This window comes from Prescottella equi (assembly GCF_020171745.1).
GTDB lineage: Bacteria > Actinomycetota > Actinomycetes > Mycobacteriales > Mycobacteriaceae > Prescottella > Prescottella equi_A.
Genome location: NZ_JAIVAH010000030.1, coordinates 65,364 through 81,364, shown reverse-complemented (window position 1 = coordinate 81,364; position 16,001 = coordinate 65,364). Strand labels below are relative to the sequence as shown.

The following is a 16,001-nucleotide window of genomic DNA, read 5'->3' as shown; positions in this document are numbered from 1 at the left end:
GAAGCTAAGCCCTCCAGCGCCGATGGTACTGCACTCGACAGGGTGTGGGAGAGTAGGACACCGCCGAACACCTTTTACCGAAGGCCCCCACCATTTTTGGTGGGGGCCTTCGGCATTTCCATACCCTTTTCAGGGTGCCGCCGGCACGGCGACCCGTCGCGCTGCTCAGACTGACTTCAGGCGTCGATCGCCACGGCATCCGAGCCGCCGCAGTCGCGGAGTAACAAGTGATCTGATCAGACGGCGGAAGCGTCCGATACCGCATCACGAGACCCGCTCTGCTGCGTTCCCTCGATCGGATGCGCCAGGCGAGTGGGAAGTGAGCGTCCGCGCAGTTTGACCTCGGCGCCCGCCGACCACAGTGCTGCCTCGCTCGCGCCGGCGCGTTCGACCGTCGTCAGCGAGGCCAGTAGCCGTCCAGGCTCGTTCTTGGCGATCTCGGAGAGCCGTGCAGCCTCGTTCACGGGGTCGCCGATGACCGTGTACTCGAAGCGTTCCCGGGCGCCGACATTGCCGGCGACGGCGGTTCCGGCGGCGACACCGATGGCCGCGCGGCACTCGGGAACCTCCGCGACGAGGCGTCGTCGAATGCTGCGTGCCGCTGCCAGCGCGTGTCCGGCACAGTCCTCGAGGTCGCGGGGCGCACCGAAGATTGCGAGAGCCGCATCGCCCTCGAACTTGTTGACGAATCCGCCCTGGTGGTCCACCTCGTCGACGACGACCTCGAAGAATCGGTTGAGCAGATCGACGACCTCGCCGGGCGGGCGCGTTGCAGCCAGTTCGGTGGACCCGACGAGGTCGACGAAGAAGATGGCGACCTCCCGCTCCTCGCCACCGAGTCGTGGGGGCTCGACGAGCGCCGCCTCGGCGACGTCGTGGCCCACGTGCCGGCCGAACAGGTCACGGATCCGTTCGCGTTCGCGGAGACCGTCGGCCATCCGGTTGAAGCCGGATTGCAGCTCGCCGAGTTCGGTGCCGTCGTAGACGACGACCGAGGCTTCGAGATCGCCCTCCTCGATCCGGCTCATGCCGGCCTTGACGGCGCGGATCGGCGCGACGGTGGCTCGCGCGGACAGAAGGATCAGGAGAAGCCCGAACACCAGCGTGATGGCGCCGATTCCGACGACCGCGACAGCGAGTTGCCGCAGTGTCGTTTCCCGGTTGAAGTAGCTGAAGACCGCGACGATCACGAGTCCCGTCATCGGGACGCCCGTTCCGAGGATCCAGGCGAGCAGAGTCCGTCCGACAACGCCACCGAGCCTGATGTCCGGCCGGGTGCCGGCCTCGAGTACCCGGGCGGCCGCGGGCCGCAGCGCGAACTCGCTGAAAACGTGGCTGAACGCGCAGATGGTGAGGCCACCGAACGCGATCGTGAAAGCCACCTTCGGAATCGCCTCGGGATCGACGAGCCCGTAGCAGGTGGTGAGGATGACCAGCGCGATCGACCACTGGCCGATCTGCATCTTCGTCAGTCGCCACGGCATGGTCAGCGCCGTCAGCTGTTCGTGTCGGGTCGGGGTGCGGTCCTGCATCATCCATTCGAGGCTGTGCAGCGCGCGCCGTGTTCCCTTGATGGTTCCGACGAGCAGGGCGACGGCGAGGTAGACCGGGACGACGACGAAGTTGAGGAAGCGGAACTCGGGGTCGAGCATCTGCGGACCCGGGACGACGTACGTGACGAGGATCGCCACCACGGCCGCGCCGACGAGGTTCGCGCCGAGCAGGGATGTGGTCAGGAGGGTCTGGACCCGGATTCGCCGGATGCGGGGAGTCTCGGACGGCGTTCCGAGCAGTCGGGATCCGAGTGGCGTGGAGGCGGATCGGCGCGGGTCCATAGTCGTTCGAGAGTAGACCGATTCGATCCACTAGGGTGGGCGGAGTGCGTCTTGTGATTGCTCGTTGCCGTGTCGACTACGTCGGTCGTCTGACGTCCCATCTACCGATGGCGCGTCGACTGCTCCTCATAAAGGCGGACGGCTCGGTGAGCATCCACGCCGACGACCGGGCGTACAAGCCGCTGAACTGGATGAGCCCTCCGTGCTGGCTCTCCGAAACCACCGACGGCGCCGGTCCGGACGGCGTCGAGCAGCAGTTGTGGGTCGTCACCAACAAAGGTGGCGAGGAGCTTCGGATCACGATCGAGGAGATCGAGCACGATTCGAGCCATGAACTCGGCATCGACCCGGGTCTCGTCAAGGACGGCGTCGAGGCGCATCTTCAGGAGTTGCTGGCCGAACACGTCGAGACGCTCGGCGACGGCTACAGCCTGATCCGCCGCGAGTACATGACGGCGATCGGTCCCGTGGATCTGCTGTGCCGTGATGCGGACGGCGCCACCGTGGCGGTGGAGATCAAGCGCCGCGGCGAGATCGACGGCGTCGAGCAGCTCACGCGCTACCTGGAGCTGCTGAACCGTGATCCGCTCCTGGCGCCGGTCACCGGCGTGTTCGCTGCCCAGCAGATCAAGCCGCAGGCGAAGACTCTGGCCACCGACCGTGGAATTCGTTGCCTCGTTCTCGATTACGAGGCGCTCCGCGGAACCGAGAGCACCGAGTTCCGGCTGTTCTGAGCGACGTCGGCGCGACACTTAAACTGGTGTCGTGCCGCGCCGTAACCAGTCCCACAAGTCCCAGCGCCGATCCGGAGGATCGTCGGGGGAGAGTCGCGGCAATCTGTTCGGGGACGCACTGGCCCGCGAGGAATCCGGCCCCGCCGGCTACGGCGACGAGCGCTTCATGGTGCGGCAGATCCCCGGAGCGCGGGCGACCAAGAGCTATCGCTGCCCCGGGTGCGACCAGGAGGTGCGGCCGGGTGTGGCGCACGTCGTCGCGTGGCCGGCCGACCCCGGTGGTGCCGACGACCGTCGGCACTGGCACACCGGGTGCTGGGCGGGACGTCGGACGCGGGGATTGACCCGCCGCTGGTCCTAGCTCGTCGCCGGGACGTTCGCGGGCACCTCGGCGTCGTCCTCCGGTTCGACGGTGACGTCGTCCTCGGTCTCGAGGTCGGTCGCGCCGACGTTGTCGAGCAGTTCGGACTCGCGGTTGACCGAGGCCAGCATCGCCGGCACCGAATCGAGTTGGCCGCGAATACCCAACAGCTGTGCGAGGATTCGGCCGCGCAGCACGCGCAGTTCCTCGGCGAGCTCCTTGGCGTGCGCAATCTTGCGCTCGGACTGTTCCGTCGCGACCTGCAGGCGTCGTGCTGCTTCCTGGCTCGCCTCGGTGAGGCGGCGATGAGCCTCCGCCTTGCTCGACGCCTCGAGGTCCTCGATCGCGGCGATCGTCTTGGCGCGGCGCTCGGCCATCGTGATCTCGAAGTCCTGCTGGACCTGGACGCGCTTGGCCTCGGATTCCGCGGTGAGCCGGTCGCTCTCGGCCTGCGCCGCCTGGACGATTCGCGTGGCCTCGGCGCGCGCGGCCTGCATCGTCTGCTCGTGCTCGCGTTCGAGCGCCTCGCGGCGCTTCTCGAGTTCCGCGGTCTTGGTCTCGTAGAGCTTGCGGAGCCGCTCGCTCTCCTGTTCGGCGACCGAGACCATCTCCGCGGCCTCGGCTTCTGCCTTCGCGCGTACTTCGGACGCCTCGTCGGAGGCCAGGCGCAGCATGCGGGAGATGCGCTCGCTCATGCCCTCCGCGGTCGTGGGCGGGACCGAGAGGCGGTCGACGTCGCGGCGCAGTTCGTCAATCTCGTCGCGCGCATCCTCGAGCTGGTTGGCCAGTTCCCGGGCCTGCGCGGCTGCGGCGTCGCGGTCCGTCGCCATGAGACGGAGCTCGGTGTCGAAACGGTCGAAGTATCGACGAACCTCGTCCTTGTCGTATCCCTTGCGGACGATGGTGAACGGCATGCCGCGGTCATAGGCCATGCCTGCCAATCTACCGGGGGTAACCGGCGATGTGCCCGCGGAGTGGGACCGGGATCGTCACACCGGGCCCGCTCCGCGGACGAGTCGGGGAGTGCCCGTCAGTGTCCGCCGTCGGCGGCAGGCTCGACGAGCTCGATGAGGACGCCGCCGCCGTCCTTCGGGTGGATGAAGTTGATGCGCGAGTTCGCGGTGCCGCGGCGCGGAGCGTCGTACAGCAGGCGGACGCCGTCGGCGCGCAGCTGGGCGCTGATCGCGTCGATGTCGGTGACGCGGAACGCGAGCTGCTGCAGTCCGGGGCCGCTGCGGTCGATGAACTTCGCGATCGTGGAGTTCTCGTTCAGCGGGGCGAGGAGCTGGATCGCGGTGGCGCCGGCGACCTGGCCCGGGTAGCCGAGCATGGCCTCGCGGACGCCCTGCTCCTCGTTGACCTCCTCGTGCAGGGAGACCATGCCGAGGTGCTTGCCGTACCAGGCGATGGCGGCATCGAGATCCGGCACCGCGATACCGACGTGGTCGATCGCGGTCACGAGCTCGGAGGTCAGTCCGCTCGGGGCGGTGCTGGGGGAGGAAGATGTCATGTATCAGACGGTAGCGCTACCGTTTGAACTGTTCGCGCCGGGTCACGGCTGAGACCGCTGTCCCGACCAAGATCGACCGCTGGAGGAATCTTGACCACTTCTGTCATCGTTGCCGGGGCACGTACCCCCGTCGGACGACTGCTCGGATCCCTGAAGGACCTCTCGGGGTCCGACCTCGGCGGTGTAGCGATCAAGGGTGCACTCGAGAAGGCCGGCGTGGCGCCCGAGCAGGTCGACTACGTCATCATGGGCCAGGTCCTCACCGCGGGCGCCGGCCAGATGCCGGCGCGTCAGGCCGCGGTCGCCGCGGGCATCCCGATGAGCGTCCCGGCTCTGACCGTCAACAAGGTGTGCCTGTCCGGCGTCGACGCCATCGCACTCGCCGACCAGTTAATCCGTGCCGGCGAGTTCGAGATCGTCGTGGCCGGCGGCCAGGAGTCCATGTCGCGGGCCCCGCACATGCTCGAGAAGAGCCGTGAAGGCTTCAAGTACGGCGACGTCACGCTGCGTGACCACATGGCCTACGACGGCCTGCACGACATCTTCACCGACCAGCCGATGGGCAACCTCACCGAGCAGCGCAACCAGGACGACGATCAGCGCATCTCGCGCGAGGCGCAGGACGCGTTCGCGGCCGCGTCGCACCAGAACGCGGCCCGCGCCTGGAAGGACGGCCTGTTCGCCGACGAGGTCGTGCCGGTCACCATCCCCCAGCGCCGCGGCGAGCCGATCGTGGTGACCGAGGACGAGGGCATCCGCGCCGACACCACCGTCGAGTCGCTCGCGAAGCTGCGTCCGGCGTTCGCCAAGGACGGTTCGATAACGGCCGGGACCGCGTCGCAGATCTCCGACGGAGCGGCCGCGGTCGTCGTCATGAGCAAGGAGAAGGCCGAGGCCCTGGGTCTCGAGTGGATCGCGGAGATCGGCGCACACGGCGTCGTCGCCGGACCGGACTCGACGCTGCAGTCGCAGCCGGCGCGTGCGATCGCCCGCGCGTGCGAGCGTGAGGGCATCGATCCCAAGGATCTGGACGTCGTCGAGATCAACGAGGCGTTCGCCGCTGTCGGCATCGCATCGACCGGTGAGCTGGGCATCGACCCCGCGAAGGTCAATGTCAACGGTGGCGCCATCGCGATCGGCCACCCGCTCGGCATGTCCGGTGCGCGCATCGCGCTGCATCTCGCGCTCGAACTGCAGCGCCGCGGTGGCGGCGTCGGCGCGGCCGCACTGTGCGGTGGCGGCGGCCAGGGCGACGCTCTGATCGTCCGAGTGCCCAAGAAGTAGGAGCACCACTACTCCTTCGCGACACCCCGTGGTCGAGACTGTGACGAGTCTCAACTACGGGGTGTCGTAGTTTCTCGGGCACAATGGCGGCCATGGCAAACATTCTTGACGTGTCCACCGCCGCGAAGCGGTTCCGCCTCGTGGCTATGTGGGAGGCCGTCACCTGGGCAGCCCTGCTGGTCGCGATGTTCTTCAAGTGGGTCCTCGGATTCGAGGAGGCCGTCAAGATTCCGGGCATGGTTCACGGCGTCGCCGGCTTCATGCTGTACATCCTCGTCACCCTGCTCACCGCTCGGTCGCTGAAGTGGGACTTCAAGACGCTCGTCCTCGCTCTGGTCTCGAGCGTGCCGCCGTTCATGACCATCTGGTTCGAGCGCCACGCCGCCCGTAACGGAAAGCTCGGTGAACTGTCGGTGGGCGCGTCGGATCAGAACGCTGCGCGCACGACCGCTTCGACGCACTAGCAGGCTCCGCGAGTGGCGGGCCGGAATGGCTGCCCGCCCGCCACTCGTGCCACACTTGAACCGTGACTCGACCCGGTTCTCGTCCGTCCCCTGCAATCGCTGCGGCCATGTCCGGAGCCGTCGATCTGTCCGGTTTGAAGGACCGCGCCCCGGCCCCGCCGAGCGCGCCGGCCGGTCCTCCCGCCGACGGCGCCGCCCCCGTGAACCCCACCGGACTGGCTCCGGTCATCGACGTCACCGAGGCGACGTTCCAGACCGAGGTACTCGACCGGTCCAACCAGGTCCTGGTGATCGTGGATCTGTGGGCGACCTGGTGCGGTCCGTGCAAGCAGCTGTCCCCGGTGCTCGAGAAGCTCGCACACGAGGGCGGCGGCAACTGGGTCCTGGCGAAGATCGACGTCGACGCGAACCCGGGCATCGCCCAGGCATTCGGGGTGCAGTCGGTGCCGACGGTCGTCGCCATCGCGGCGGGCCGTCCGCTCGCCGACTTCGCGGGCGCCCAGCCCGAACCCCAGCTGCGGCAGTGGATCGCCGCGCTCCAGGAGGCTGTTGCCGGCAAGCTCGCGGGCCCGCCGTCGGGTGACGGCGAGCCCGAGCCCGAGCCCGAGGATCCCCGCTTCGTCGCCGCGGAGAACGCGCTCGACGAGGGCGACTTCGCAAGCGCCGAGGCCGCCTACAACCTCATTCTCAACTCCGAGCCCGGCAATCAGCAGGCCCAGGCCGCGCTGCGTCAGGTTCGCTTCCTCGCCCGCGTGCAGGAGCTGCCGGACGACGTCATCGCCGTTGCCGAGGCCCAGCCCGAGTCGCTCGACGCACAGTTCGCGGCCGCCGACGCCGAGCTGTACTCGCAGCAGCCCGAAGCCGCCTTCGATCGCCTCGTCGCGCTGGTGAAGCGCACGTTCGGCGACGACCGGACCACGGTCCGGACGCGGCTGCTCGAGCTGTTCGAGCTGTTCGATCCGGCCGAGCCGATCGTGGTCGCCGCGCGGCGGAAGCTGGCCTCGGCCCTCTACTGAGTCGCTGCGGGACGACGGGCGGTCAGCGGTACCGCCCGTCGCACGCCTTCTGCCCGCCGAGCACCCCGGTGCGGAACGCGTCGACGCGCGAGAAGCCGCTCGGCACCGTCGCGCCGTCGACGTCACTGGCGGCCAGGCCGTCGGACAGCAGCCCCGAGATCGCCTCGTCGAGATCACCCGCCGACAACCAGATCCGGCGCTCGGTGCCGTTGGTGGAGCCGTCCGGGCTGAGGGCCGCGGTGACCGATCCGGACAGGCACGCGGCGCGCAGCGCGGCCTGCGGTCCGGTGATGGACTGGCCGGCGGCCTTCTGGACCGCGAGGGTGTACCGGGACGCGACGAGGACGTAGGCGCTGTAGTCGCCGACGACGTCGATGTTCAGTAAGGGGTCGATGCCGTTCATCTCGGTTGCGCGCCGGCTGCGTGCCGCGAGCTCAGCGACGTCCGTGCTGATCGTGTTGGTGGACGGGCAGTACGACACGGGTCGGGTTGCGGCCGCGTCGGCGCAGGTGGTGTCGATGCCGTTCAGGTCCAGTTTCGGCGGGTCGTCGAGCGCGAAGACGTCGGCGAACGAGTCGAACAGCACCGTGAGGGTTTCCCGCGTCACGGGGAGCTCGCCGTCGTCGCTTCTGCCGTTGAATCCCTGCGGGAGATCGGCTCTCCGGGAGGCGATCTCGTCGGCGTCGATCCGGGTGCACGCGCCGGCGCCGTCGGTGAACCCGATCTGGGCGGCGGTGACCCGTTCGAACGCCGACCCGTGGATCGAATCGGGATCGTTGGGATCGGCATCCCGGACCGACACGGTCGCCGCGAGAACGGAATTGAGGCCGTCCGCGGTGTTCAGGGTGAAGTGGGGTGCCCCGTTCTCGGCGACGTGCCGGATGAAGGCGCCGGCGAAGCAGTCCGCCTGCTGTTCCACCACGATGCCGGGGTCGTCGTCCCCGACGAGTCCCGCCTTGTGCTGGATCGCGTGCCCGTACTCGTGCGCGAGCACCATCACGACGGACATGGGCCCGAAGGCGTCGATGAGGCTCGGCAGCAGGTAGGCGCGATCCCAGCCGATCGAATCCTGTCGGATGCAGTACGCGGCGTTGACGAGATCGTCCGTCTCGATTCCGCAGAACCGGGCGGCGGTGGGGGTGTCGGGGTCCCACGACAACAACTCCGACACCGGCGCGAAGGTGCCCTTGAACACGCTCGGGTACTCGCTCGCCCAGTAGTCCTCGATGTCCGAGATCGCGTTGGCGGCAAGCGCGTCGACCTCGCCGCCGTCGGTGCCGGCGACCGCGAGCGGTGCGGTCGGCACACCCTCGCGGGGACCGCTCGGGCCACCGCGGGCCGGCAGTCCGGCGACGGTGAACGGGTCGTCGTAGATGGACGCGGCCTGACCTTCGGTGGTCGTAGTGCAGGCGGTGGCCGCGAGCGTCGCCGACACCAGGACCGTGAGCAGGGTCCTCGCCGTCGACGTGCGTCGCGATCGTGTCCTCACCGATCCAGCCCAGTCACCGAATGTCCCCTCACCGTTCCAGTTCCAGCCATATCGCCGCGCTCGCGGGCAGTGTCAGCACCACCGAGGCCGGGCGCCCGTGCCACGGGTGTTCCGTTGCGGTCACCGCTCCCAGATTGCCGAGCCCCGATCCGTGAAAATCTTGGGCGTCGGTGTTCAGGATCTCAGACCACGTTCCGGGCTCGGGCAAGCCCACACGGTAGTCCGCGTGGGCCGAACCGGAAAAGTTGAACAGGCACGCGACGATCGAGCCGTCGCTGCCGTACCGGAGGAAGCTGAGCACATTGTTTGCGGTGTCGTTGGCGTCGATCCACGAGTAGCCGCCGGGCGAGGTGTCGAGCGACCACAACGCGGGTGTGGCGCGGTAGGTGGCGTTGAGGTCGCACACGAGCGCGTGGATGCCCCGGTGCAGATCCCCGGTCGCGGGATCCTCGAGTTCGGGCCAGTCCAGCCCGTGTTCCTCGGACCACTCGCTGCTCTGTCCGAACTCCTGACCCATGAAGAGCAGCTGCTTGCCCGGGTGCGCCCACAGGTAGGCCAGCAGTGCCCGCACCCCGGCGGCCTTGGTGTGGGGGTCGCCGGGCATTCGGGACCACAGCGTGCCCTTGCCGTGGACGACCTCGTCGTGGCTGATCGGCAGCAGGTAGTGCTCGCTCCACGCGTACATCAGCGAGAAGGTGATCTCGTTGTGGTGGAAGCTGCGATGGATGGGGTCGCGCCCCAGATACCCGAGGGTGTCGTGCATCCAGCCCATGTTCCACTTCATCGTGAACCCGAGGCCGCCGACGCTGGTGGCCCGCGTGACCCCGGGCCACGACGTCGACTCCTCGGCGACCGTGACGACGCCCGAATGATGTTTGTGCACTGTCGCGTTCATCTCCTGCAGGAACGCGACCGCCTCGAGGTTCTCCCGGCCACCGTGCACGTTGGGCGTCCACTGGCCGGACGGCCGTGAGTAGTCGAGGTAGAGCATCGACGCGACGGCGTCCACGCGCAGGCCGTCGACGTGGAACTCGTCGAACCAGAAGAGCGCGTTGGCGACGAGGAAGTTGCGCACCTCGCGTCGGCCGAAGTCGAACACGTAGGTGCCCCAGTCGAGTTGCTCGCCGCGCTGCGGATCGGCGTGCTCGTACAGGGGAGTGCCGTCGAAGCGGGCCAGCGCCCACTCGTCCTTGGGGAAGTGCGCGGGCACCCAGTCGACGATGACGCCGATGCCGGCGCGGTGCAGTCGGTCGACGAAGTACCGGAAGTCGTCGGGCGACCCGAAGCGCGCGGTGGGGGCGTAGTACGACGTGACCTGGTAGCCCCACGATCCGCCGTACGGGTGCTCGGCGACCGGTAGCAATTCGACGTGGGTGAAGCCTGCCTCGATGACGTAGGTGCTCAACTCGTCGGCCAGCTCGACGTAGTTCAGACCGGGACGCCACGAGCCCAGGTGCACCTCGTAGACGCTCATCGGTTCCCGGGTCGGTTCGAGCCCGGACCGCGCGGCCATCCACTCGTCGTCGGCCCACCGGTGCGCCGACTCGGTGACGATCGACGCCGTGGCCGGGGGGACCTCGGTCGCGAACGCCATCGGGTCGGCCTTGTCGCGGACGCTGCCGTCGTGGCCGTGGATGCGGAACTTGTACATCTCGCCGACGCCGACGTCGGGGACGAACACCTCCCATACCCCGGTGCTCCCCAGCACCCGGAGCGGGAAGGTGCGTCCGCCCCACAGGTCGAACTGGCCCAGCACGCTCACGCCGCGGGCCGCGGGCGCCCACACCGCGAACGACGTCCCGCGCACGACGCCGTCCGGCGTCTCGTACGTACGGGGGTGCGCGCCGAGCACGTCCCAGAGGCGCTCGTGCCGGCCCTCGCCGAACAGGTGCAGGTCCAGTTCACCGAGGGTGGGCAGGAACCGATAGCCGTCCGCGGTGACGACGACGTGATCGCCCGGGTAGGTCACCACGAGCCGGTAGTCCATCAGGTCCCGGATCGGGAGCAGCGCGCTGAAGACGTCGTGCGCGACGCGATGTAGCGAGTGGTCCCGGCCGCCGATCCGCACCGACACCGTCTCGGCGCCCGGCCGCAGCGCGCGGATGACGGTGCCGTCGGCGCGGGCGTGTGCGCCGAGCACCGAGTGCGGATCGTGGTGGGTGCCCTGCGCGAGCAGCGTCAGGTCGAGCGGGTCGGGAGGGCACACTGGATCCGGGGCGGTCACGGGTTGTGCTCCCGGTCGGCGAGGCGACGCCGCGCGTCGAACGGAATCGGCGGCAGCGCCAGGACGTGCGCGCACGCCCGCCACGGCTCGAGGCGGACGAAGTTGTGCTGCCCCCACTCGTACTGCTCGCCGCTCACCTTGTCGTGCACGGACAGGTGATCGTGCCAGTCGCGCCCGATCGCGGGCAGGTCGAGCGAGACGAATCCCTGCTGCGCACCGAACGGGTCGAGGTTGACGACGACCAGCACGGCGTCGCCGGTGACCGGATCGAACTTCGAGTACGCGAGGAGCGCGTCGTTGTCGACGTGGTGGAAGTGCACGTTGCGCAACTGCTGCAGCGCCGGATGCGCGCGGCGGATGCGGTTGAGCGTCGTGATCCACGGTTCGAGCGACTCGCCCCGCGTGCGGGCGCCGGCGTAGTCGCGCGGACGCAGCTGGTACTTCTCCGAATCGAGGTACTCCTCGCTGCCCGGGCGCACGGCGACGTGCTCGAACAGCTCGAACCCCGAGTACACGCCCCACGTGGGGGAGAGCGTCGCGGCCAGCGCGGCCCGGATCGCGAACATCCCCGGCCCGCCGTGCTGCAGGCTCTCGTGCAGGATGTCCGGTGTGTTCACGAACAGGTTGGGGCGCGCCTCGTCGGACTTGGCGGCGATCTCGTTGCCGAACTCGGTGAGCTCCCACTTGTGCACCCGCCACGTGAAGTACGTGTACGACTGGGTGAAGCCGCGTTTGGCCAATCCGTAGAGCCGGGCCGGCCGGGTGAACGCCTCCGACAGGAACAGCACGTCGGGGTCGGTCTTCTTGACCTCCGAGATCAGCCACTCCCACAGGTTCGGCGGCTTGGTGTGCGGGTTGTCGACCCGGAAGATCTTGACGCCCAGCCGGACCCAGTGCCGGACGACGCGCAGCACCTCGGCGTGCAAGCCGTCGGGGTCGTGATCGAAGTCCAGCGGGTAGATGTCCTGGTACTTCTTCGGCGGGTTCTCCGCAAAGGCGATGGTGCCGTCGGGCAGGACCGTGAACCATTCGGGATGCGCAGCGGCCCACGGGTGATCGGGGGCGCACTGCAGCGCGAGATCGAGCGCGACTTCGAGTCCGAGCCGGGCGGCCTCGGCCACGAAGTCCGCGAAGTCGGCCTCGGTGCCGAGGCGGGGGTGGATCGCGTCGTGGCCGCCGTCGACCGACCCGATCGCCCAGGGCGAGCCGACGTCGTCGGGTCCGGCCGTCAGAGAGTTGTTGGGGCCCTTACGGTTCACCTCGCCGATCGGGTGGATCGGCGGCAGGTACACGACGTCGAAGCCCATCGCGGCGACCCGCGGCAGGTCCGCGGCCGCGGTCGCGAAGGTGCCGTGCCGCGGCGCGCCGTGCTCGTCCCACCCGCCGGTCGAGCGGGGGAAGAACTCGTACCAGGAGCCGAACAGGGCGCGTCGGCGGTCGACGATCACGTCGTACGTGCGCGACGCCGTCACCAATTCGCGCAGCGGCCGGTTCCGCAACGCCTCGGCCACCTCCGACGAGAACGCGGGCGCCACGCGGACCGGCAGTTGCCGCTCCGACCGCAACGCGGACGCGACCGCGAGTAGTCGGGTCCGGTCCGAATCCTGGGTGCCGTCGGCGGCGCGCTCGAACAGTCGCGCACCCAGCTCCAGATCGTTCGCGAGATCGGCGGGCCCCTGTCCGACGGCGAGTTTGGCCTCGACCGCGTTGCGCCACGTCTGGATCGGGTCGCCCCACGCCTCGATCCGGTACGTCCAGGTGCCGACCCTCGTCGGCGCGAACGACGCGTGGAAGGCATCGAGAACGTGGCCGGGATGCATGGGAATCCGCAGCGTTTCGGTAGCGCCGCCGGGTCCCTCGACGACGAGCGTCGCGGCCACCGCGTCGTGGCCCTCGCGCCACACGGTCGCGGACACGGGGAAGACCTCGCCGACCACGGCCTTGGCCGGGAACCGGCCGCCGTCGATCGCGGGCAGCACATCGTCGATGGCGAGGCGACCTGGCACACGTACTCCGTTCGGGCTCCGACTGTCCGGGGACAGGGTCGAGGTGATGGATCAACGGTAGTTCAGCGGGTCGCGTGGTGTCGGGATCGCGAGCGGGGAAATCGGTGAGATCGACTTTACGGCTCGTTTACTCGCGGCAATCCCGGGGCAATTCGCCCCGAATACCGTTCACGGCGTACTACTCGACGCTTCGAACGAAGCCGGACCGAAAGGTAACCGTATGGGACTCGTCGCCGGATTGATCGACCTCGTCGGAGGACTGCTCCATCTGCTGCTCGGGGGGCTGTAGCAGCCGGCAGTTCAGCCGACAGGAAGTAGCAGGCACGTAGTCACCCGCGCCCTCCGGTTCCGTCGCCACCGTCGACGGAACCGGAGGGCGCCCTCTTGCGTCGGTACCTTCGTCGGAGGCGCCCCGACTCGGCGCGTCACCGGGCCCGAACATGGGTAGTGTTCGCGGCGTGAAAGCCCTGCGTCGTTTCACCGTCCGTGCCCATCTGCCCGAGCGTCTCGCGGCGTTGGGGCCGTTGTCGACCAATCTGCGGTGGTCGTGGCATCCGCCGACGCAGGACCTGTTCGCGTCGATCGATCCCGAACTGTGGATCGCGGTCCGCAACGACCCGGTCCGCATGCTCGGTGAGGTCGATCCGTACCGGCTCGACGAGCTGGCGGTCGACCCGGTGTTCCTGGCCGACCTCGACCGGGCCGCAGCCGATCTCGACGACTACCTGACCCGTCCGCGCTGGTATCAGGACCAGCTCGACAAGGGTGCCGAACTCGCCACCGGCATCGCCTACTTCTCGATGGAGTTCGGCGTCACCGAGGTGCTGCCCAACTATTCGGGCGGGCTCGGCATCCTCGCCGGCGATCACCTCAAGGCCGCGTCGGATCTGGGTCTGCCGCTGATCGGTGTCGGGCTGCTGTACCGCTCCGGGTACTTCCGGCAGTCGCTCACCGCGGACGGGTGGCAGGCCGAGCACTACCCGGCGCACGACCCGCAGGGCCTACCGCTGCGGCTGCTCACCGAGAACGCCGGCGACGGCGGGCCGGGCGCCCCGGTGCTCGTGCACGTCGCGATGCCCGGCGGCCGGGTGCTGCGGGCCCGGGTGTGGATCGCGCAGGTCGGGCGGGTGCCGCTGCTGCTGCTCGACTCCGACATCGCCGAGAACGATCCGGAGTTGCGCGCGGTGACCGACCGGCTGTACGGCGGCGACCAGGATCACAGGATCAAGCAGGAGATTCTCGCCGGCATCGGCGGCGTCCGAGCGGTGCGCGCCTATACCCGCGCGCACGGACTCGCCGACCCCGAGGTGTTCCACATGAACGAGGGGCACGCCGGTTTCCTCGGCCTCGAACGCATCCGGGAGCTGATCACCGGCCCGGGACTGGACTTCGACACCGCGCTCGCCGCGGTGCGGGCCGGCACCGTGTTCACCACCCACACCCCGGTGCCGGCCGGTATCGACCGGTTCCCGGTCGACCTGGTGCGCCGCTACTTCGGCGGCAACGAGGGGGAGCGCGAGTCGACGCTGCTGCCCGGACTGGCCGTGGACCGGATCCTGGCCCTGGGCGGCGAGAACGACCCGGGTGTGTTCAACATGGCGCACATGGGTCTTCGTCTCGGCCAGCGGGCGAACGGCGTCTCCAGGCTGCACGGCGAGGTGAGCCGGGAGATGTTCGAGTCGCTGTGGCCGGGCTTCGACGCCGCGGAGGTGCCGATCGGGTCGGTCACCAACGGCGTGCACGCCCCGACGTGGGCGGCGCGCGAATGGATGGACCTCGGGCGGCGCCTCGTCGGGCCCGACATGCTCGAGGAGGCCCGCGGCTGGGAGCGGCTGCGCGAGATCGCTCCGGCCGAGCTGTGGTCCACCCGGAACACGCTGCGGGCCCAGTTGGTGGACGAGGTGCGCCGCCGCATCCGCGCATCTTGGCTCGAACGCGGCGCCACCGAGGCCGAACTGTCCTGGACCGCAGAGGTGTTCGACCCGAACGTTCTCACGGTCGGCTTCGCGCGCCGGGTGCCGACGTACAAGCGCCTGACGCTGATGCTGCGCGACCCGGAGCGTCTGAAGGCATTGCTGCTCGACGCCGAGCGTCCGGTGCAGTTGGTGGTGGCCGGTAAGAGTCACCCCGCCGACGAGGGCGGCAAGGCACTGATCCAGCAGGTGGTGCGGTTCGCCGACCAGCACGACGTCCGGTACCGCATCGTGTTCCTGCCCGACTACGACATCTCGATGGCGCGCTACCTGTACTGGGGCTGCGACGTGTGGCTCAACAATCCGCTGCGCCCGCTCGAGGCGTGCGGGACGTCGGGCATGAAGTCCGCGCTCAACGGCGGCCTCAACCTCTCCATCCGGGACGGGTGGTGGGACGAGATGTTCGACGGCGAGAACGGCTGGGCCATCCCGACCGCGGACGGCGTCGTCGACGAGGTCCGCCGCGACGACCTCGAGGCCACCGCGCTGTACGAACTGCTCGAACGGTCGGTGCTGCCGCGGTTCTACGACCGCGACGAACACGACCTGCCGACCCGCTGGATCGAGATGGTGCGGCACACCCTGCAGAGCCTCGGACCCAAGGTACTGGCGTCGCGCATGGTGCGCGACTATGCCGTCGAGTACTACGCGCCCGCCGCCATCGCATCCCGGAACGTGCTGCCCGACAACTTCTCCGGTGCGCGCGAGGTGGCCGAGTACCGGCGTCGCGTGGAGGCGGCGTGGCCGGGCGTGCAGGTGGCGCAGGTCGACAGCGCCGGGCTGCCCGACGACCCCGAGATCGGCGCCGACCTGTCGCTGCGCGCGTTCGTCCGCCTGGGCGGGTTGTCGCCGGACGACGTCGTGGTGCAGGCCGTGCTCGGGCGGGTCGGTCCGAACGAGGACCTCACCGACGTGACGGTGGTTCCCATGGCGCACACCGGGACCGACGGTCTGGGCGAGGTGTTCGAGGCGATCACGCCGCTGCCGGTGTCCGGGTCGGTGGGCTATACGGTCCGGGTTCTGCCCCATCACCGACTGCTCGCGACCGATGCCGAACTGGGACTCGTCGGGGCACCGTACGTGTAGGTCGGAACACGCTCGCACA

At 69.1% G+C, this 16,001-nt stretch carries 12 protein-coding genes; 6 read left to right on the top strand and 6 right to left on the bottom strand.

The genetic code is table 11. The features are described 5' to 3' along the window. Positions 1–236: 236 nt before the first annotated feature. On the bottom strand, positions 237–1,835 hold the full coding sequence (locus tag LCL87_RS24245) for an adenylate/guanylate cyclase domain-containing protein (protein WP_225024001.1): 1,599 nt from the start codon (positions 1,833–1,835) through the stop codon (positions 237–239). A gap of 44 nt (positions 1,836–1,879) precedes the next feature. On the opposite strand from LCL87_RS24245, the gene nucS reads away from it, so the two are divergent. After that, positions 1,880–2,569 carry an endonuclease NucS gene (gene nucS / locus LCL87_RS24240; RefSeq protein ID WP_225024000.1) on the top strand — a complete coding sequence of 230 codons (690 nt, stop codon included), beginning with the start codon at positions 1,880–1,882 and terminating at the stop codon, positions 2,567–2,569. 31 nt (positions 2,570–2,600) lie between these two features. Further along, positions 2,601–2,930, top strand: coding sequence for an Rv1322 family protein (locus LCL87_RS24235; RefSeq protein ID WP_225023999.1), 330 nt, complete (start codon positions 2,601–2,603; stop codon positions 2,928–2,930). On the opposite strand, the gene LCL87_RS24230 is transcribed toward LCL87_RS24235, so the two are convergent. Both LCL87_RS24230 and mce read right to left on the bottom strand, forming a co-directional pair. Continuing rightward, entirely contained in the window at positions 2,927–3,862 is a 936-nt protein-coding gene (locus LCL87_RS24230) for a coiled-coil domain-containing protein (protein ID WP_225023998.1), read from the bottom strand. The genes LCL87_RS24235 and LCL87_RS24230 overlap by 4 nt on opposite strands. 98 nt (positions 3,863–3,960) lie before the next feature. Continuing rightward, on the bottom strand, positions 3,961–4,440 hold the full coding sequence (mce, locus tag LCL87_RS24225; RefSeq protein ID WP_225023997.1) for a methylmalonyl-CoA epimerase: 480 nt from the start codon (positions 4,438–4,440) through the stop codon (positions 3,961–3,963). 90 nt (positions 4,441–4,530) lie between these two features. On the opposite strand from mce, the gene LCL87_RS24220 reads away from it, so the two are divergent. The 3 genes from LCL87_RS24220 (at position 4,531) to LCL87_RS24210 (ending at position 7,204) form a co-directional block, all read left to right on the top strand. After that, positions 4,531–5,724, top strand: a complete 1,194-nt coding sequence (locus tag LCL87_RS24220; RefSeq protein ID WP_225023996.1) for an acetyl-CoA C-acetyltransferase — start codon at positions 4,531–4,533, stop codon at positions 5,722–5,724. 92 nt (positions 5,725–5,816) lie between these two features. Next, on the top strand, positions 5,817–6,188 hold the full coding sequence (locus LCL87_RS24215) for a DUF3817 domain-containing protein (protein ID WP_225023995.1): 372 nt from the start codon (positions 5,817–5,819) through the stop codon (positions 6,186–6,188). A gap of 107 nt (positions 6,189–6,295) precedes the next feature. After that, a complete protein-coding gene (locus tag LCL87_RS24210; RefSeq protein WP_225023994.1) occupies positions 6,296–7,204 on the top strand; it encodes a tetratricopeptide repeat protein in 909 nt (302 codons plus the stop codon). A 22-nt stretch (positions 7,205–7,226) separates the two neighbouring features. Here the strand turns inward: LCL87_RS24210 and LCL87_RS24205 are convergent, their stop codons facing one another. From LCL87_RS24205 to LCL87_RS24195, 3 genes are read right to left on the bottom strand one after another with little or no spacing between them, the layout of a single operon-like run. Then, the gene (locus LCL87_RS24205; protein WP_510850855.1) at positions 7,227–8,693 is read right to left on the bottom strand and encodes a neutral zinc metallopeptidase; all 1,467 of its coding nucleotides are present in this window, start codon (positions 8,691–8,693) and stop codon (positions 7,227–7,229) included. A gap of 28 nt (positions 8,694–8,721) precedes the next feature. After that, positions 8,722–10,917, bottom strand: coding sequence for a 1,4-alpha-glucan branching protein GlgB (gene glgB, locus LCL87_RS24200; RefSeq protein ID WP_225023993.1), 2,196 nt, complete (start codon positions 10,915–10,917; stop codon positions 8,722–8,724). After that, complete coding sequence (locus tag LCL87_RS24195; RefSeq protein ID WP_225023992.1) at positions 10,914–12,923, bottom strand: alpha-1,4-glucan--maltose-1-phosphate maltosyltransferase; 2,010 nt, start codon at positions 12,921–12,923, stop codon at positions 10,914–10,916. The genes glgB and LCL87_RS24195 overlap by 4 nt, the downstream gene beginning before the upstream one ends. A 458-nt stretch (positions 12,924–13,381) precedes the next feature. Between LCL87_RS24195 and glgP the strand changes: the two genes are divergently transcribed. Further along, entirely contained in the window at positions 13,382–15,982 is a 2,601-nt protein-coding gene (gene glgP, locus LCL87_RS24190) for an alpha-glucan family phosphorylase (RefSeq protein ID WP_225023991.1), read from the top strand. Positions 15,983–16,001 lie beyond the last annotated feature (19 nt).